Genomic DNA, 17,432 nt, shown 5'->3' with positions numbered 1-17,432 from the left:
GCCGGAATGTTTGTTGTTCACAAGGTTATTCCGCAGAATTGTTTTCTTTCAGGAAGACGTATTCGCCCCCATGCTGGCGTAAAATAAGCTTTTTCCCGTCAGTAGTGAACTCTATTTCTACTTTGGCAGCTTCGAAAACAAATACATTTTCGGCAATGGCTTCCAACGGAAAGGCGGCTTGTCCGGTAGCCTGTGCATGAAGCGTGCCTTCTTTTAGAAAAACGGTGAGTTTTAAAGGCAGCTGCGCGCTTGCATAGGTACCCGTATAAGTGCGGAGCACATTTTCTTTGACTTCTACTTTAGGACGAAACACCGGGAATGGGTAGGGGCGTCCGAAATAAATGCTCAATACCCCAATAAGGATGTCATTCATAGACATGTCCAAAGCATTGGCAGTAAAAGCCACTGCCACTTTTTCAGCGGGGAAATAGGCAGCTGTTGACTGGAAGCCGTCGATGCCGCCGGTGTGCCCGTAAGCCTTTTTTTCATAAAAGGGGAAAACGGTGATGCCCATGCCATAGAGGTCTTGCAGTGTCAGCATGTGTTGCAGGATCGAGTCGGCAAGCAATTTTCCTTCAAACAAGCAATGGAGGAAACGGTTGAGGTCGGTGGGGGTAGAGTAAAGACCGCCGGCACCCAAAGGCACCGATGGGTGTGTTTCTTCTACACGCACCCACGCGCCGCGCTGCATGTGATAGGAAGCGGCACGTTGCTCTTGTGGATAAAATGTCCGGTCGAGAAAAGTGTGTGTCAAGCCGCAAGGCTTGCATATTTGTTCATCCAGCACTTGTTGCAGGCTCTTTTGAGTGACTTTTTCTATAATGTAGGAAAGCAAAATATAATTGCTGTTCGAATACTCGAAAGCCTCACCGGGGGTGAACCGTGGGGGATGGGCAGCTATTTTGCGAAGCATGGCTTCTTGTGACATGGGTTTTTTGCGCCACACTTCATAATCGGCTTCGTTGGTAATGTTGAAAATACCGCTTCTATGACGAAGCAAATGTTCTATGGTGATGGCATCGGCATTGGGCAGGGAGGGGAAGAAGATGGACAGGGGCGTGTCGAGCCGCAGCTTGCCGGCTTCTATCAGTTGCAGTGTCAAGATGGCCGTAAAGGTTTTCGATACGGACCCTATGCCATAGACTGTTTCTGCATGGGCTTTGCTTTGGGCTTCGAGCTGTGCATAACCTACACTGTTTCGATATACTTCCTGTCCGTCTTGAAATATAGAAAGGCTGAACATGCCTTTGTTGTGTGCCGCTATGTGCTGCAACAGGCTGTCCAGCTTGGCTTTGTCGAAAACAGAGGGCTGCGTGTGTGCTGTCAGCGCCCATAAGGTGCATAAAAAAAGAAATAGCTGTTTCATAATTGTAAAAGCTTTTGCGTTTAAGTAATCAACGAAAATATTTTATGCATGTTTTCCAAACCGGCCCGGGGAGAATTGGATGATTTAAAAATAAAATGCCTTCGGTGAAATCAGGAGGGGTGAAGAAAAACAAACAACAAAAGCGCCTGTCCAAAGACGGGCGCTTTTTGTGTAATGGTACAAGATGTTTGTTTACTTAAAAAACTTGCGAATCTTATCGAAGAATCCTTTTTCCCGCTTATCGGGATTGGGTTGGAAGTTGGGCGAATGGCGTAGCTTTTCGAGCATTTTGCGCTCTTCGTCGGTAAGGTGTTTAGGGGTCCACACGTTCACATGGATAAGCTGGTCACCTTGGTAGCCGTCGATGTCGCGGATACCTTTGCCACGCAGACGGAGAGCCTTATGTACTTTCCTGCTGCCTTTTTATATTTGGTATGTTGTATTTAAAAATTTTAAACGCTAAACAAACATGAAAAAATTGCTACGACTTATTTTTTGCTTGCTGCCCGTTGTTTCTTTTTGGGCTTGCCGGGAGCAGGAAGCCAAGCAGGCAAGCGAACAGCAGGATGAGCTGCGCCTTGTGAAAACAGACAGTTTTGAGATACAAGGAAGCAACTTGACGTTTCAGGGCTTCCAAAAAGGCAAGTTGTTATTGAGCAACATGCTTGTTTTCGACGTGGTAATTTACGATTTAAACCAAAAGACCACGCATAGTTTCCGGAGGCGGGGCAGCAATTTCGATGAGTATTACAACATATGGCGCAACATAGCCGTGTATAATGACACCACAGTCGTGGTAAGTACTTTCAATAGTCTTGTATATTACAGCTTGGACGGTAAGTTTTTGCGCTATGTAGCTTTGCCACGACGCAGCAGCCAGATGGTTATGCAGATCATGGACCCTGTGTTTTGCAAAGAAAAGATGATTGGCTTGCATATGGAAGCAGGCGATATTGCAGATTCGGAGTCTTATTTGAATCCACGCCCGGCAATCATCATACTTGACAGCTTGCAAAGCAACAAGGCAGCTTTTGAGTTTTTGGGTAAAAACCCCGAAGCCGAAAGCCGCTTTTCTTCCGGAAAGGAGACTTCCTATTATGCTACTCATTTGCGCATGACAGTCGATGAAAGCTGCCGTCATGCTTATGTGCAGCCTTTCAATGAACCCTTGTTGTTTGTTTATGACTTAAAGCAAAAAAAGAAGGTGCGCGCGCTGCCGCTCGAATTACCCGGCTTTAAAGTATATGCTTATCCCATAAATCAAAAAGAAAGCGTTGTGTCGCCTGCCTTAGATCAATATTTGAGCGCAAGGGTAGAGTATTTGCAGTACCTTGGAAATGACACACTGGCTTGCATATACAAAGTAGCGGCAGATGAGCGAATGTTAAAAGATTTTCATAATAAGTATCCGGAGTTTCCTGTAAACGCCCCTAATGTAAGGCTCGACCACCGGGTAGCGTTTATTCACCCGGAAAGGGGCGTGCTTGCTACTTTAAAAGTATCCAAAGAGCTGGGTAGGCCTGTATGCCTGCTCGACAGCAAGCACCTGCTGGTGCAGGAATACGACACAGAAGAAGATGAGATGCAAAACCGCAGCCGTTTCACGGTGTACCGCATTGAAGGGCAGGAGGGTAAGTAGGTTCCGGAGCAGATGAGGCTCGCCAAAGACGGCTTCACGTATTGAAAGGAAAAAAGAAAAGGCATCCTTCCGGCAGCAGAGGATGCCTTTCTGTTTTTGTATCCGGTAGCCATTACTTGAAAAACTCGCGAATCTTATCGAAGAATCCTTTTTCCCGCTTATCGGGATTGGGTTGGAAGTTGGGCGAATGGCGTAGCTTTTCGAGTATTTTGCGCTCTTCGTCGGTAAGGTATTTAGGGGTCCACACGTTCACATGGATAAGCTGGTCACCTTGGTAGCCGTCGATGTCGCGGATACCTTTGCCACGCAGACGGAGGATTTTACCACTCTGGGTGCCCGGCTCTATTTTGATTTTCACGGCGCCGTCGATGGTAGGCACTTCTACGGTGGTGCCCAAGGCGGCATCTATGAAGCTAATATAAAGGTCATACACTACATTGTTGCCATCGCGCTTGAGCACATCATCTTCCACCTCGTCAATGAGGATGATGAGGTCGCCGGGTGTGCCCCCGCCCGGTGGGTAGTTGCCTTTGCCGCGCATCGACAGCTGCATGCCGCCCACAGCCCCTGCCGGAATGCGTACGCTGATGGTTTCTTCTTTTTGAGTAACGCCTTGTCCATGGCATACCTCGCAACGCTCATCTACAATTTTGCCGGCACCTTGGCAGGTAGGGCAGGTAGATGAAGTAATCATTTGCCCCAAGATGGTATTGGTGACGCGCTGCACTTGGCCGGTGCCCCCACAGGTAGAGCAGCTGCGCAAAGCAGTGCCCCCTTTGGCGCCGGTGCCATGGCAGGCATCGCAGCTGACTTCCCGTCTGATTTTTATTTTCTTTTCAACCCCTTTGGCTATTTCTTGCAAGGTCAGCTTCAGCCGCACCCGCAGGTTGCTTCCTTTCCGGCGGCGCCCACGTCCGCCACCTCCGCCAAAGAAGGCTTCGAAGGGGCTGCCGCCTTCGTTGAAAATACTGCTGAAGCGTTCAAAGATATCTTCCATACTGCTGAAGCCGCCGGCACCGCCATTGACGCCCGCATGACCAAATTGGTCGTAGCGGCGACGCTTTTCGGGGTTGCCCAGCACTTCATAGGCTTCGGCTGCTTCTTTGAATTTCTCTTCTGCTTCGGGGTTGCCCGGATTTTTGTCCGGGTGGTATTTGATGGCCAGCTTGCGATAAGCCTTTTTGATTTCTTCCTGCGTGGCCGTCCGGCTCACCCCCAACACCTCGTAATAATCTCTTTTCGCCATGGTTTTGTTTACTTTTCGCCTGGAGTTTAGCTACCTACAACCACTTTTGCAAAACGCAATACTTTATCGTGCAGATAGTATCCTTTTTCTATGGTGTCAATGATTTTGCCCTTCAGCTCTTCGTTGGGGGCCGGGGCTTGCGTAATGGCTTCGTGCAGGTCGGCATTGAAGTCGGTGCCGGCCGGTGTTTCCAATGGCTTTACACCATATTTTTCAAGTGTGCGCATCAGCTTTTTGTAAATCAGCTCAATGCCTTCTTTGGTTTTGTCGTTGCTTTCGGTTTGCTGCATGACCTGCAGTGCCCGCTCGAAGTCATCGACTATGGGCAGCAGATCTTTGAGCAGCTGGGCATTGGCTTGCTGTAGAAACTCGGTCTTTTCTTTGTTGGTGCGCTTGCGGAAGTTGTCGAAGTCGGCATACAAGCGCACATACTTATCCTTCAACTCTGCCACTTCGGCTTCCAAAGCTGCTATTTTGTCGGCTTGTGCCTGTGCGTGTGCTTCGGCTTCCTGCACCACTTCTTCGGGTGAAGGCACTTTTTCCTCCACTTCCCGTATTTCCACTACTTCATCGTGTGTTTGTTGCTCGGGTTGCTGTTGCGATGATTGTTTGATGGGTTCTTCGTTTGGATGATGGGTGTTCTTTTTATTTTTTGCCATAGTTGGATTCCTCCTTTTTGTGTTGTTTTTTTGGTAGTCTGGCTATCCCTTGGTTAAGGAAGCGGGTGATTTTCTTTTGCCTAAGACTGCAACTTTTTTGCCGAACTGTCAAATTGTGTCAAAATGGCAGGTTTTGTAAAAAACACAGGTCGGCTGCAAATATAGAGAAAGATTGCGTAAAATTGTGTCCAAAACCGATGGATTGTCTATGGCTTTAAAGAACGATTTGTTGTTGCGAGCCGCTCGTGGCGAGGCGGTGGAGCGTGTGCCTGTGTGGCTGATGCGTCAGGCGGGGCGGGTACTGCCCGAATACCGGGCGGTGCGTGAGCGCCTGAGTGGCTTCATTGAGTTGGTAAAGACGCCCGAGCTGGCTGCCGAAGTAACCATTCAGCCGGTGGATTTGCTGGGGGTAGATGCTGCCATTATCTTTTCTGATATATTGGTAGTGCCCGAGGCAATGGGCTGCCCTTATGAGATGGTAGAAAAGCGCGGTCCTTTCTTTCCCAACACCATACGCTCGGAGGCTGACTTGGAGCGCTTGCAGGAGCCCGAAGTAGAGGACGCCCTAAGCTACGTGCTCGAGGCCATACGCCTGACCAAAAAAGAGTTGAATGGGCGGGTGCCCTTGATAGGCTTTGCCGGTGCGCCCTTTACTATCTTCTGCTACATGGTGGAAGGGCAAGGTTCGAAGACTTTCGCCGTAGCCAAGCGCATGCTTTACGAAGCGCCCGGGCTTGCCCACCGCTTGCTGGATGCCATCACACGTGTAACGACGGCTTACCTGAAAGCACAAATAAAAGCAGGTGCAGACTTAGTGCAACTCTTCGACTCGTGGGCAGGCATTTTGTCGCCGCAGCAATACAGAGCCTTTGCACTGCCTTATATCCGCCGCATTTGTGAGGCTATACAAGAAGTGCCCGTGACCGTTTTTGCCAAAGGGGCACACTATATAGTGCCCGACTTGCTGCAGACCGATTGCCAAGTGATAGGCTTGGATTGGACCATGGACCTGGCACAAGTGCGTGCACAAGTGGGGCAGCAAAAAACGCTGCAGGGCAACTTAGACCCCTGCGCTTTGTATGCTCCGGAAGCAGCCATCAAGCAATATGTGGAACAGGTGTTGAGTGCTGCCGGCAAGCAGCGTTATATTGCCAATTTGGGGCATGGTTTGTATCCGGATACTGACCCGGCGCGTGTGCGCTACTTTGTGGCGATGGTGAAGGAATTGTCGGCCATGCTTTGATACCGGTCCTGTATGTTAAGGGAATATTAGCTGTATATTAAATTTTGGACATACAGCCTTTGTTATCAATGAATTAGCTAATTTTGCCCTCTTAGAATGCGATAGATAATTACGATGAAAGATTGGCCTTGGCTAAAGCTCATAGGGCGCACGCTCGCCTTTGCAGCTGTAGTTTGTTTGTTTTTGGTGGGTATAGAACTGATGGTGGTGGCGGTGCAGCAAAAGGGCGAGGCTTCGGTGCATGCCATTTTTCAAATGATAAACAACCCCTTTGTAGCTCTGTTTGTGGGTATTTTAGCCACGGCAGTGGTGCAAAGCAGCTCTACGATTACCTCTATTACGGTGGCGCTGACTGCAGCCGGCGCACTCACTTATGCACAGGCGGTGCCCGTCATCATAGGTGCCAACATAGGCACCACGCTCACCTGCTTTTTGGTTACGCTGGGGCACGTGATGCGGAAAAAAGAATTCCGCAGGGCAGTGAGTGGTAGCGCCTTGCATATGCTTTTCAACATCTTGACTGCCCTTGTGTTGTTTCCTTTGGAGTTTTTCGGGCATGTGTTGTCGGGGGCTGCACATTGGCTGGCACAACAAATGGCGGGTATCACCGGTGGGTGGGCTTTTCAAGGGCTGAACCACTGGGTGGTGCATCCCCTGGCCGAGCAGTTGATGCGGTGGGTTGGCGGCTCCTTGCTTGTGGCGCTGGGCTTGGCTTTCTTGTTGATGATTGCTTTTATCCGCCTGCTTTCCTTGATGTTCAAAGGTTTTTTGGAGCGTCAGGTGATTTACCGTGTAGGACACCTGCTGACCGGCACACCCTGGCGTGCATTGCTTTCCGGTTTGTTTTTGACCATCTTGGTGCAGTCGAGCTCATTAACTACCTCGCTGATAGTAACGGCTGTGGCTTCGAACCGCATTCCGCTGGGGCGCGCTTTTTGGCTTATTGTGGGCGCCAACATAGGCACAACGCTCACCGCCTTGCTGGCATCATTGGGGCATGGCGAAGCAGCCCTTACCATTGCCCTTACGCATGTGCTGTTTAATCTTTGCGGCATGTGCTTGCTGGCACCATGGAAACCCATACGCGAAGGCATTGTGCGTATGGTAAGCCGCTTGGGACGCTTGCACGTACAGCATCGCATGCTGGGCTTTGTCGCTGTGTTGTTGTTGTTTTTTGTGCTGCCTTTTTTGCTGATTTACACCACCCGCGAAACACCCGCAAGACCGCCTGCGGCCGTGTCGAAGCCCCAAGAAAGAGCACTTCAGTAAAGCCCATTGCCGGAAATAAGGTTTGCCTAATGCAGGCGTGTAAGCGCATTGCGCAGTTGTTGGCGCACGATGTCGCCCATATTACGGCATGCCAAAAAACGGCGGTCATGATGGTAGGCAGCCAACTCTTGCTTGAGCTGCTCTACCTTTTCGGGGGGCGCCAGCGTATCGGCACGCATGCAGTCGATAAGGTCTTTGAGGCGGTAGCGGGCTGCTTTAAGGCGCCGCACAATCAAAGTGCGCTCTTCCTGTTGATATTGTTTGATGGTGCGTTCGTTGAGTAGTTGCAGGCTGAGCTGCACCAAGCGGTTGTTTTCTTTGAAGAACTGCGGCAGATACAGGCGGTAGCGCCCTTCATAAGACTGTTGGTCGAAGTCGATGGCACGGATACGGTACTGCTCGTTGTCGAAGTCGGGTGTGATGTCCACCACATAGTTGTAGGCGCGCATATCGCCCAGGAGGCGCACAAAACACCGCTCGTTGAACTTGACAAATTCCTTGGCTACCCGCACCAGGTTGGTTTCGGGGCGCTCAAGGTAGCGTTTGATGAAGGCATCGCCCGGGATGCCGGCAATGTGTTCTTCTATGAGCGTGTCGCGAAACACCAAGAAATTGATACGGTTGGGCGAGAGCAAGTGCTCCAGTTCCAAGCCGTAAATGCGCGAGGCGTCGGCACGTTTTACATAAAAATAATCGTAGTTGTCGTTGTAGCGGTTGATGATACGAATGCGGAAGGGGTTGGAATTGCCAAAGGTGCAGTAATCGATGCGGTCCACCGACAGGTGCTCGCTGAAAGCCATGTCGCCGTCGGTGCGCAAAATGGCATAGATGGTGGTCAATTTATGGTTGAGCTCTTCGTACATATACGAAGGATAAATGACACTTTCCCAGAGTGTGTCATTGCCAAACTGGTCGATGACCGGAAAGCTTTCGCTATAACGCAAGAGGTCGTCGTAGTGCAGTGGCAAACGGCTAATCCGGTCGTAATGCCACAAATATTTGCGCAAAAAGCCCTGAATGGGATAAGCCGGCTTTTTTTTCGATATATCCATGCTTTAGCCTATGCCGTTTGTCTGTTCTTCAAAAAAGCGCATCAGTAAGCGGCTGCCATCCGACACGCTTTTGAGTGCCCACTCGACCAGCTTTTGCAGGCGTGTGGTTTCATCGAGCTGCCAGGCAATGTCTGTGCTCTGATGCAGGCGGCGTGTGCTTTCATACAAGATAATAGCCGTGGCCACCGATATGTTGAAACTCTCGGTAAAGCCGTAGATAGGAATTTTCACGAAAGCATCTGCCATGGACATGGCGGTGGGTGTGAGGCCGTCTTTTTCACCCCCCATGATAAAAGCCGTCGGTTGGCTGAGGTCCAGTTCGTCTATATAGCAGTCGTCTTGGTGGGGCGTGGTAGCTACCAGGCGGTAGCCCCGGGCTTTGAGCGCTTGCAGGCATGCTTCGGTATTGTTTTGCCCCTTGCGGTCGTAGAGGTGCAGGTCCACCCACTTGTCAGCCCCTTTGGCTATGCCTTTGGCTATCTTGTACTCGTTATGATTTTCGATAATATGCACCGACTGCACACCAAAACATTCGGCGGAGCGCACCACCGCGCTGGCATTGCGCTCTTGGTAAATGTCTTCTACGGCTACGGTGATGTGATAAGTTCTGTGGGCTATCTTTTCTTCAAACAGTGCTTTGCGGCGTGGTGTAATGTAGTGACTCAGGAAATCCCACAACTGTTTCAACTCTTCCGTGCTTAACTTTTTTTCGCTCAATAACTTTGCCCACTGTTGCATAATGACCGGTATTTTGATGCAGATTTACACTTGCTTGATTGAATGGACAGGCACAAGGCCGTGCCCTTCCTTTATAAATTTTGTAGATTTGTCCTTCAAAGTTAAAGAAAATGTCAAAGAATCTATCGAGACGTGAACAGGCAAAGCAGAATCGCCGTGAAGCGATTCTGAAGGCGGCAGAATTGGTTTTCTTTACCAAAGGCTTCCGGCAAGCCACCATGGACGACGTGGCCAAGCGGGCACGCTTGAGCAAAGCCACCCTTTACAGCTATTTCAAAACCAAAGACGAGCTCTTCTTTACCATCGCTCAAAAGGGTAATGAAATATTGCAGAAGCATCTGCGCGAAGCCATCGAAGGGCATGAGAAAGGAGTAGATAAGGTGCGTGCCATCGGATATGCCTACTTCGATTTCGCCACCCGCTACCCCGATTATTACAAGGTGATTGCTTATTTTACTTCAGGCGATAACTTCGAATTGGACGAAGACCTGGAGCGCGAAATGTTGCGCATGGACGACATACTGGCTGAGTGCATCGAGTGGGGCATACAAGATGGCAGCATTAAAAAAGGCGTGGATCCGCAGGTGGTATCGAAGTGCTTGTGGGCAATGGCAAACGGCATCATGCAGCTGGTTTATCACAAAAGTTCCTTGCTGCAGAAGTACTTGAACATTGAGCGCGAGCGCATCATGAATACTTTCTTTATGCTGCTCGAAGAAAGTCTTTCGACCGAAGGCGTCCTGAAAAAAGGACAAGCTTCCGGTCATTCCGGTGAATCCGAATCTCAATAAAATAACTTTTACCAATCGATTGTTGTTATGGCACGAGTTCTTGTTTTAGGCAGCGGCGGCAGAGAGCACGCCTTCGTATATAAAATCGCACAAAGCCCCCTTTGCGAGGCTTTGTTCATTGCACCGGGCAACGCAGGCACTGCCCGCCACGCCCAAAATGTGGCTTTGGACCCCATGGATTTTGAAGCGGTGGCCGCCTTTTGCGGAGCGCAATCCATCGACTTGCTTGTGGTAGGTCCCGAAGCCCCCTTGGTGGCCGGCATCCGCGATGCGCTGAGTGCACGCCCTGCATTGAAAGGGCTGAAGGTAGTAGGTCCTTCGAAAGCGGGGGCACGCTTGGAAGGCAGTAAAGACTACGCCAAGCAATTCATGCAGCGCTATGGCATTCCTACTGCCCGTTATCGCACCTTTGAAGCAGGACAGCTGGACGAAGCGCTCGAGTATCTGCGGCAGCATCCGTTGCCCGTGGTCTTGAAAGCCGACGGCTTGGCTGCCGGCAAGGGCGTGTTGATTTGCGAGCAGCGCGAGCAGGCAATGGAAGAAATGAAAGCCATGCTTTCCGGCAAATTTGGCGAAGCAAGCCGCAAAGTGGTGGTCGAAGAGTTTTTACAAGGCATTGAGGTGTCGGTATTTGTGCTTACCGACGGCAAAGATTATATGGTATTGCCCGAAGCCAAAGACTATAAACGCATAGGTGAGGGCGATACGGGCTTGAACACGGGCGGCATGGGGGCAGTGTCGCCGGTGCCTTTCGTGAACAAGGATTTTATTCGCAAGGTGGAAGAGCGCATCATTCGCCCCACTTTGCAAGGGCTGCAGCAAGAGCAAGCCCCTTACTCTGGTTTTATCTTCTTGGGTTTGATGAATGTGGGAGGCGACCCCTATGTGATTGAGTATAACGTGCGCATGGGCGACCCTGAAACACAAGCCGTTTTTGCGCGTATCGAATCAGACCTGCTGGTGTTGCTCGAAGCCACGGCAGCAGGCACCTTGGGGCAGCAAAGTCTGCAGATTAGCCCTTACACGGCCGTTACCGTAGTGCTTGCATCGCAAGGTTATCCCGAGGCTTATGAAAAAGGCAAGGTGATTACCGGCATCGATGAAGTAGAAGAAGCCATTGTGTTCCATGCGGGCACCCGTCAAGGCAGCCAAGGCGAAATACTGACCCATGGCGGGCGTGTGTTGGCTGTTACTGCTTTGGCTGAAAGCCTGCCCGAAGCCCGTGAATTGGCTATGAAAGCGGCCGGGAGCATCCATTTCGACAACAAGTATTATCGCCGCGACATAGGCTTGGACCTGTTGCGCTGGCAGCAAGAAGCAGAGGCTTCAAAGCAAAACTAAAACCGTATTTGCCTTGTTGAGGTAAGTACTTCACCTTTTTCATTTAAACCGTAGAATCACTATGGCTTGTACGAATTGTGGGACCGCCAAGCCCGCAGGCTGCCGGAGCAACGGCAGCTGCGCCACCGGCGGATGCAATAAAATGAATGTATTTGATTGGCTGAGCCATCTGGATATACCACCCGACGAACAGTTTGACGTCGTAGAAGTGCGTTTCAAAAACGGACGCAAGGACTTCTTCCGCAATACCGAAGGCTTTGCGTTGGAAACCGGCGACCCCGTGGTGGTAGAAATGCCCACCGGTTATCATATTGGGCATGTGTCGTTGCGGGGCGAGCTGGTGCGCCTGCAGATGCGCAAAAAACAACTGGCAGAAGATGCCGAGCTGCCCCGCATCTTGCGTCTGCCTACCGAAGCAGACATGCAGAAATTCCAAGAAGCCAAAAACAGGGAGATGCCCACGCTGTTTCGCACACGCGAGATTATACGCGAATTGGGCATGCAAATGAAACTCAACGACGTAGAGTATCAGGCAGACCAAACCAAAGCTACTTTTTACTATACGGCCGACGGGCGTGTGGATTTCCGCGAGCTTATCAAGATACTGGCGTCGGAGTTCAAAATACGTGTCGAGATGCGGCAAATAAGCCTGCGCCAAGAGGCGGCACGCCTGGGCGGCATTGGCGTTTGCGGGCGCGAGCTCTGCTGCTCTACCTGGCTTTCCGACTTTAAGAGCGTAGCCACGTCGGCAGCGCGTTATCAAAACTTGTCGCTCAACCCGGCAAAGTTGTCCGGGCAATGCGGGCGCCTGAAGTGCTGCTTGAACTACGAGCTGGATACCTACGTGGAAGCGCTTAAAGACATCCCCGAGGTGGAGGTGCTCAAAACAGCCAAAGGCAATGCTTACCTGCGCAAAACCGATATCTTCAAAAAGATATTGTGGTTTGCCTATGAGAACGAGAGCACCTGGTATCCGCTTAGTGTGGAGCGTGTGCGCGAAATCATGGAAATGAACGAAGCGGGGCAAATGCCCGATGCGTTGCAGGAAACCACCTTGCTCGATGATGACGAAGCCATAGAAAACGACATCAGTATAGACCTGGAACGTATAGAAGAGCGCATCAAGGGGCGTGAAAATGCCAAGCGCAAAAAGAAACGCCGCAAGAAAAACAAAAGCAGAAGTGACAAAGAGCAGCAGGGCGCTGCCCATAAGTCGAAGAGCGGGGAAGGCGAAAATACTTCGTCTTCAAATAAAAAACGGCGTAGCCGGAACCGGCGCAACAACAACCGCCGCAACAACAAATCATAAGACACAATTCACCATGAACAGCTACAAAAACCTTGTTGCTTTCTTTTTGGGGCTACTACTGCTGACGGCTTGCAGCGATGACCGTTTGGTATATGAAAAAATTTACTCGCTGCCGGGCGGCAAGTGGTATGCCGACTCCGTCTTGCGCTTTGAACTGCCCATTGCTCAAGCCGGCAAATACGATGTATATTATCACATACGCAACACGCTCGACTACCCTTATTACAACATGTATGTGCAATACACATTGATTGACAGCACCGGCAAGGTGCTTGCCAAGCATCTGCAGCACATAGAGCTGATGGACCCCAAGACGGGCGAGCCTTATGGTACCAATCTGGGCGACATCTTCGAGCATGAGCTCATTGCCTTGCCGGCATACGAGTTTCCGGCGCCGGGCAAGTATATCTACCTCATACAGCAATATATGCGCGAAGACCCCTTGCCCGAGGTGCTGAGCTTCGGAGTGAAATTGCGCCGCTATGAAGAGGGCGTGCCGGCGAAGCCCTGAAACAGCCTGCTAAACACTTGCTTTGTTTCTTTGTGAGACCTTCAACAGGCGCTTTCTGCACAAAAAGCGCCTGTTGCTATTCTTAGGGCGTTTGTTCTTTGTCATTTCGAGCGCAAGCGGGAAACCGCTTTTTTCTTGTTGTGTTTGGTTTGAAGAGATTCCTCACTCCGCTTCGCTCGTTCGAAATGACAAATAGCTTTTTCCTCTTTCAAAAAGTATCCTTTTTAACATTCGCCCTTTTGTCATTTCGAGCGCAAGCGAGAAATCTCTTTTACTTCTTTTTGCTTGTTGGGCTTTGAGATTTCTCACCTCACTGCGTTCGGTTCGAAATGACAGGCTGTGCTCCGTTCGAAATGATGAGTTCTGTGAGCAGATAAGCCGTGCCTGATTGAGCGGCATGTGCCTTTAAAAAGCATTTACCGTATGAGGGTTATCACCCCTTCGAAGCTGTATTGCCTGCCCAGGTAATCCTCGGCTACGGCGCGATACAGGTAGCTGCCCGGCGGCGCTTGGGCACCGTCCCAACCTTCTTCCATATTGCTGCTTTCAAAAAGCAGACTGCCTTTGCTGTCGTAGATTTGCAGGCGGTAACTGCGCACAAAGGTCCCTTTGGGGCGAAAAATGTCGTTCAAACCATCGCCATTGGGCGTGAAGGCCGTAGGGAAATGCAGCTGCAGGGGGCGTTCGAGACGCTGCCGGTTCGAGCGGCTCACAAAGCCGCCCGGCAAAACGCTTTCTATATGCACAAACAGCAACTGCCGCAGTGTGTCGGTGGGCGCGAGGCTGCTTTGCAGGCTATTGCCTGCGGCAATACGTTCAATTTCAGCCCCCCCTTCATCGCTAAGCACAATTTCGTAGGTACTGCTGATGATCGTGTCGTTGCGGCGGTAAGGCTGCCACGACAGATTGTATTGGTTGCGCCCCTGTTGCTCTATGGTCAACCACAAGGGGCACACCACATCGCTGTGGGCTATAGGTCCACAGCTGCCTTCTTTTTTCAGTTGCCAACATGCGGGCATGTCCTGTGGCTCTTCACCGGTGAAATTACCGCTGTTGGGAAGCACTTTTATCGATTGCCCGTTTTGCCATAATTCCAGCTCTTGCAGTTCGGGATAAGCCTTCTCGCTGTCGTTCCAGCTTGCCTGCAGGCGGTTATCATTTGTAAATGACAGTTGCAAGTCCCGCACTTTTACGGGCAGTTGCGAGAGGGGGGGCGTGTAGGTAGCCGACACAAAAGACACCGACTCGCCGCATGCATTGCGCACATTCAACCGGAAGCGCAGGCTTTGCGTGAGCGTATTGCCCTGCCAAACATACTCTACCGAAGAGGCGGTGCTGTCTTCGAGCTGCAAGACGGGCTCATAGGCGCCGTTGTTGCGCGATACTTCCAAGCTATATTGCCAGTCGGCACGCAGGTTTTCCCAAGAAAGCAGCACACGCCCTTCGCAAACAGACAAAGGGCTTTGCACTTCCATTTGAAAGTTGAAGTTCGAAGTGTTTATATCTTCGTAAATAGCCAAAGTAATGGTGGTGTCTTTGCCGCAATTTTGCCCGTCGATGCGGTTGAGTAGGTACTCGCCGCGCACAACAGGCGTGTAGCTGCCAGCTGTGGCATAGACATGACTCAGTGTGTTGCCGGGCGTCAGTATTTGCGGGGGGCTGCCGTCGCCCCAGTTCACTACATATTGCTCATAAGGGGCAGCAGGGGCAGTAATCCGCAGGCGTCTGCCGTTGCAGCGCTCCATACGTACTTGGGGCGTGGGCGTAGCCAACACTTCCACATAGGCACTTTTGGTCAGACTGTCACCGGTAAAGCCCCCGTTGCCGTCCGGAAAATTGCCGTACTGTGTCACGCTGTACAAGCCCGGCGAAGTATAGGTAAAAGTATTGGAAGCGGTGCGCTCGCCCCCTTCCTGAAAGCGATAGGCAATATTTTGCCCACCCCCGGTGCAATCGACCAGTTCAATGGTAAAAGGCACACAAGCCCGTATGCGCGTGGCACTTGCCGGGTAGCCCTGCGCATAAAAACAAGGGCTTTGGGCTTGAGTCTGTCCGCCATTGCATAGCAGGAGCGTCCATGCACCCAGCAAGGAAGCAAAACGCCGCATGTGAAAGAAAAGAGCGTGTGGTTTCATGTGTAAATGTGTGTTGCTGTGTTTACATTCGGTCAGCCGGTAAAATGTAATACGTCAAAAAGCGGTACGGATGTTTTCTTTTTACGCACGGCCGGCGTGCCTTTCTTAAAACTTGCTTATTTTTGTTTCTTAGCAAAATACAAAGGAACACAAAAACACAATCGATATGTCGAAGAAGCAACAAGCACTGACCTTGGAGGAAGCCAACTTGCAAAAAATCGTATCGCATGCCAAAGAATACGGTTTTGTCTTCCCTTCCAGTGAAATTTACGACGGGCTGCAGGCTGTTTATGACTATGGGCAGAATGGCGTGGAGTTGAAAAACAACCTCAAGCAACTGTGGTGGAAAGCCATGACCCAACTGCATGAAAACGTCGTGGGGCTGGACGCTGCCATTTTCATGCACCCTACCACATGGAAAGCTTCCGGACACGTGGACAGCTTCAACGATCCGCTTATCGACAACAAAGACTCTAAAAAGCGCTACCGCGTGGACCACCTCATCGAGGGCAAAGCCGAAGAATACCGCCAAGCCGGCGAGGAAGCCAAGGCGCAAGCCCTGCTCGACAAGATGAACGAGCTGCTCAACCGGGAAGACTTCGAAGGGCTGCGCAATCTGATCATCGAAGAAAATATTGTTTGCCCGGTGTCGGGCACTGCCAACTGGACCGAAGTGCGCCAGTTCAACCTGATGTTTGCGACCAAGGCAGGAGCCGTAGCCGAAGACAGCATGACCATTTACTTACGCCCCGAAACGGCACAAGGTATTTTTGTCAATTTCTTGAATGTGCAAAAAACAGGGCGCGGCACCAGCATGAAAATACCTTTTGGTATTGCACAAATAGGCAAAGCCTTCCGCAACGAAATTGTGGCACGGCAGTTTATCTTCCGCATGCGCGAGTTCGAGCAGATGGAAATGCAGTTTTTCGTGCGCCCCGGCGAAGAGATGCAGTGGTACGAATACTGGAAACAAAAACGCTATGACTTTTTGCGTGCCATAGGCTTGCCCGAAAACAAGTTGCGTTTTCATGAGCACGAAAAGCTGGCACACTATGCCAATGCCGCCCTCGATATAGAATATGAATTCCCCTTTGGCTTCAAAGAATTGGAAGGCATCCATTCGCGCACCGATTTCGACCTGCGCAACCACGAGCAGTACTCAAAGAAAAAACTGCGCTATTTCGATGACGAAATCAAGCAAAGCTACATTCCTTATGTGATTGAGACTTCGATTGGTGCCGACCGTCTTTTCTTGGCTGTTTTGTCGAATGCCTACACCGAAGACATAGGCGTGGATGCCAAAGGCAATGAGAAAAAACGTATATACTTGAAGTTTCACCCGGCCATAGCACCGGTGAAGGCAGCCGTATTCCCCTTGGTGCGCAAAGACGGGCTGCCCGAAAAAGCACGCGAAGTGTTCAACCTGTTGCGCTACGACTTCAACACCATTTATGAAGAGCGTGGCGCCATAGGCAAAAACTACACCCGCCAAGACATGATAGGCACGCCCTTCTGCATTACCGTGGACTACCAAACCATGGAAGACAATACCGTGACACTGCGCCACCGCGACACCACCGAGCAAGAACGCGTGGCAATTGCCGAGCTGCCCCGCATCATTGGCGAAGCAGTATCGTTCCGCTCTATTTTGACACAGCTGCAATAAAGCGGCGGCCCATGTGCTGTTTCACCGGCTCAAAAAGCTTTTTACAAGCGCTTGCTTTTGAGCCGGTTGCTTTTTTGTGAAGAAAAAACTTGAAAAATAATTTGCACGAAATAAAACCTTGCCGTACCTTTGCATCAGCATTTGAGCAAAAGGGTTCTTAGCTCAGTTGGTTCAGAGCACCTGCCTTACAAGCAGGGGGTCGCAGGTTCGAATCCTGCAGAACCCACACCCCAAGCGACACTCACCATGAGTGTCGCTTTTTTCATTTTTAATGAAAAAAACACCTGCCAATACTTGTGTGGAATAATTTTTTTTGTTAAAATGCCTTCACTTTGCAAGTGGCTTTCCGCATGGGCGGCAGCCAAAGAAGCATGACAGCCGTGCGCTGACATTTTGGACGAACGGCTGTTTTTACACGATGAATGCCTGCGCATTTTTCGACCCGCCCGACGAACGGAAGCCCGGCA

At 50.7% G+C, this 17,432-nt stretch carries 14 protein-coding genes, 1 tRNA gene and 1 pseudogene; 9 read left to right on the top strand and 7 right to left on the bottom strand.

Annotation, left to right across the window (positions count from 1 at the left end):
• Positions 1-25 precede the first annotated feature (25 nt).
• A complete protein-coding gene (locus K384_RS07335; protein ID WP_051633223.1) occupies positions 26-1,366 on the bottom strand; it encodes a serine hydrolase domain-containing protein in 1,341 nt (446 codons plus the stop codon).
• Positions 1,367-1,558: 192 nt separating this feature from the next.
• Positions 1,559-1,768 (bottom strand): annotated as a pseudogene (locus tag K384_RS13660) (molecular chaperone DnaJ); the annotation flags it as partial.
• Positions 1,769-1,835: 67 nt separating this feature from the next.
• Between K384_RS13660 and K384_RS07330 the strand changes: the two are divergent.
• Positions 1,836-3,005, top strand: a complete 1,170-nt coding sequence (locus K384_RS07330; RefSeq protein ID WP_038030925.1) for a hypothetical protein — start codon at positions 1,836-1,838, stop codon at positions 3,003-3,005.
• A 112-nt stretch (positions 3,006-3,117) separates the two neighbouring features.
• Here K384_RS07330 and dnaJ read toward each other — a convergent pair whose 3' ends face one another.
• Together dnaJ and K384_RS07320 are read right to left on the bottom strand one after the other, a co-directional pair.
• A complete protein-coding gene (dnaJ, locus tag K384_RS07325; RefSeq protein WP_038030922.1) occupies positions 3,118-4,251 on the bottom strand; it encodes a molecular chaperone DnaJ in 1,134 nt (377 codons plus the stop codon).
• A gap of 26 nt (positions 4,252-4,277) precedes the next feature.
• Positions 4,278-4,910, bottom strand: coding sequence for a nucleotide exchange factor GrpE (locus K384_RS07320; protein ID WP_038030920.1), 633 nt, complete (start codon positions 4,908-4,910; stop codon positions 4,278-4,280).
• Positions 4,911-5,118: 208 nt separating this feature from the next.
• Between K384_RS07320 and hemE the strand changes: the two genes are divergently transcribed.
• Both hemE and K384_RS07310 read left to right on the top strand, forming a co-directional pair.
• Positions 5,119-6,153, top strand: coding sequence for a uroporphyrinogen decarboxylase (hemE, locus tag K384_RS07315; RefSeq protein WP_038030918.1), 1,035 nt, complete (start codon positions 5,119-5,121; stop codon positions 6,151-6,153).
• A gap of 114 nt (positions 6,154-6,267) precedes the next feature.
• Positions 6,268-7,422 carry a Na/Pi symporter gene (locus K384_RS07310; protein ID WP_051633222.1) on the top strand — a complete coding sequence of 385 codons (1,155 nt, stop codon included), beginning with the start codon at positions 6,268-6,270 and terminating at the stop codon, positions 7,420-7,422.
• A 26-nt stretch (positions 7,423-7,448) separates the two neighbouring features.
• Here the strand turns inward: K384_RS07310 and K384_RS07305 are convergent, their stop codons facing one another.
• Together K384_RS07305 and K384_RS07300 are read right to left on the bottom strand one after the other, a co-directional pair.
• Complete coding sequence (locus K384_RS07305; protein WP_038030916.1) at positions 7,449-8,474, bottom strand: hypothetical protein; 1,026 nt, start codon at positions 8,472-8,474, stop codon at positions 7,449-7,451.
• A 3-nt stretch (positions 8,475-8,477) separates the two neighbouring features.
• Entirely contained in the window at positions 8,478-9,212 is a 735-nt protein-coding gene (locus K384_RS07300; RefSeq protein WP_051633221.1) for a TrmH family RNA methyltransferase, read from the bottom strand.
• Positions 9,213-9,322: 110 nt separating this feature from the next.
• Between K384_RS07300 and K384_RS07295 the strand changes: the two genes are divergently transcribed.
• From K384_RS07295 to K384_RS07280, 4 genes are all read left to right on the top strand, one after another.
• On the top strand, positions 9,323-10,003 hold the full coding sequence (locus K384_RS07295; protein WP_071837471.1) for a TetR/AcrR family transcriptional regulator: 681 nt from the start codon (positions 9,323-9,325) through the stop codon (positions 10,001-10,003).
• Positions 10,004-10,030: 27 nt separating this feature from the next.
• Positions 10,031-11,344: a phosphoribosylamine--glycine ligase gene (gene purD, locus K384_RS07290; RefSeq protein ID WP_038030913.1), complete on the top strand. Its 1,314-nt coding sequence runs from the start codon at positions 10,031-10,033 to the stop codon at positions 11,342-11,344.
• Positions 11,345-11,405: 61 nt separating this feature from the next.
• Positions 11,406-12,653: a PSP1 domain-containing protein gene (locus K384_RS07285; protein ID WP_071837470.1), complete on the top strand. Its 1,248-nt coding sequence runs from the start codon at positions 11,406-11,408 to the stop codon at positions 12,651-12,653.
• A gap of 13 nt (positions 12,654-12,666) precedes the next feature.
• Positions 12,667-13,164: a gliding motility lipoprotein GldH gene (locus tag K384_RS07280; protein WP_038030908.1), complete on the top strand. Its 498-nt coding sequence runs from the start codon at positions 12,667-12,669 to the stop codon at positions 13,162-13,164.
• Between the two features lie 416 nt (positions 13,165-13,580).
• Here the strand turns inward: K384_RS07280 and K384_RS13365 are convergent, their stop codons facing one another.
• Positions 13,581-15,299 carry a T9SS type B sorting domain-containing protein gene (locus K384_RS13365; RefSeq protein WP_084147154.1) on the bottom strand — a complete coding sequence of 573 codons (1,719 nt, stop codon included), beginning with the start codon at positions 15,297-15,299 and terminating at the stop codon, positions 13,581-13,583.
• Positions 15,300-15,465: 166 nt separating this feature from the next.
• Here K384_RS13365 and K384_RS07270 point away from each other — a divergent pair, with 166 nt between their 5' ends.
• Together K384_RS07270 and K384_RS07265 are read left to right on the top strand one after the other, a co-directional pair.
• Positions 15,466-16,965: a glycine--tRNA ligase gene (locus K384_RS07270; protein ID WP_038030906.1), complete on the top strand. Its 1,500-nt coding sequence runs from the start codon at positions 15,466-15,468 to the stop codon at positions 16,963-16,965.
• A 151-nt stretch (positions 16,966-17,116) separates the two neighbouring features.
• Positions 17,117-17,191, top strand: a tRNA-Val gene (locus K384_RS07265).
• Positions 17,192-17,432: the final 241 nt, after the last annotated feature.

Source organism: Thermonema rossianum DSM 10300 (genome assembly GCF_000426825.1).
GTDB classification, from domain to species: domain Bacteria; phylum Bacteroidota; class Bacteroidia; order Cytophagales; family Thermonemataceae; genus Thermonema; species Thermonema rossianum.
The sequence above is the reverse complement of the archived record's forward strand: the minus strand, read 5'-3'. Positions and strand labels throughout refer to the sequence as shown.

Excerpts from the sequence above, each read along its gene's own strand:
- K384_RS07335 (WP_051633223.1), bottom strand. The coding sequence starts at position 1,366 with ATGAAACAGCTATTTCTTTTTTTATGCACCTTATGGGCGCTGACAGCA.
- K384_RS07330 (WP_038030925.1), top strand. The coding sequence starts at position 1,836 with ATGAAAAAATTGCTACGACTTATTTTTTGCTTGCTGCCCGTTGTTTCT.
- dnaJ (WP_038030922.1), bottom strand. The coding sequence starts at position 4,251 with ATGGCGAAAAGAGATTATTACGAGGTGTTGGGGGTGAGCCGGACGGCC.
- K384_RS07320 (WP_038030920.1), bottom strand. The coding sequence starts at position 4,910 with ATGGCAAAAAATAAAAAGAACACCCATCATCCAAACGAAGAACCCATC.
- hemE (WP_038030918.1), top strand. The coding sequence starts at position 5,119 with ATGGCTTTAAAGAACGATTTGTTGTTGCGAGCCGCTCGTGGCGAGGCG.
- K384_RS07310 (WP_051633222.1), top strand. The coding sequence starts at position 6,268 with ATGAAAGATTGGCCTTGGCTAAAGCTCATAGGGCGCACGCTCGCCTTT.
- K384_RS07305 (WP_038030916.1), bottom strand. The coding sequence starts at position 8,474 with ATGGATATATCGAAAAAAAAGCCGGCTTATCCCATTCAGGGCTTTTTG.
- K384_RS07300 (WP_051633221.1), bottom strand. The coding sequence starts at position 9,212 with ATGCAACAGTGGGCAAAGTTATTGAGCGAAAAAAAGTTAAGCACGGAA.
- K384_RS07295 (WP_071837471.1), top strand. The coding sequence starts at position 9,323 with ATGTCAAAGAATCTATCGAGACGTGAACAGGCAAAGCAGAATCGCCGT.
- purD (WP_038030913.1), top strand. The coding sequence starts at position 10,031 with ATGGCACGAGTTCTTGTTTTAGGCAGCGGCGGCAGAGAGCACGCCTTC.
- K384_RS07285 (WP_071837470.1), top strand. The coding sequence starts at position 11,406 with ATGGCTTGTACGAATTGTGGGACCGCCAAGCCCGCAGGCTGCCGGAGC.
- K384_RS07280 (WP_038030908.1), top strand. The coding sequence starts at position 12,667 with ATGAACAGCTACAAAAACCTTGTTGCTTTCTTTTTGGGGCTACTACTG.
- K384_RS13365 (WP_084147154.1), bottom strand. The coding sequence starts at position 15,299 with ATGAAACCACACGCTCTTTTCTTTCACATGCGGCGTTTTGCTTCCTTG.
- K384_RS07270 (WP_038030906.1), top strand. The coding sequence starts at position 15,466 with ATGTCGAAGAAGCAACAAGCACTGACCTTGGAGGAAGCCAACTTGCAA.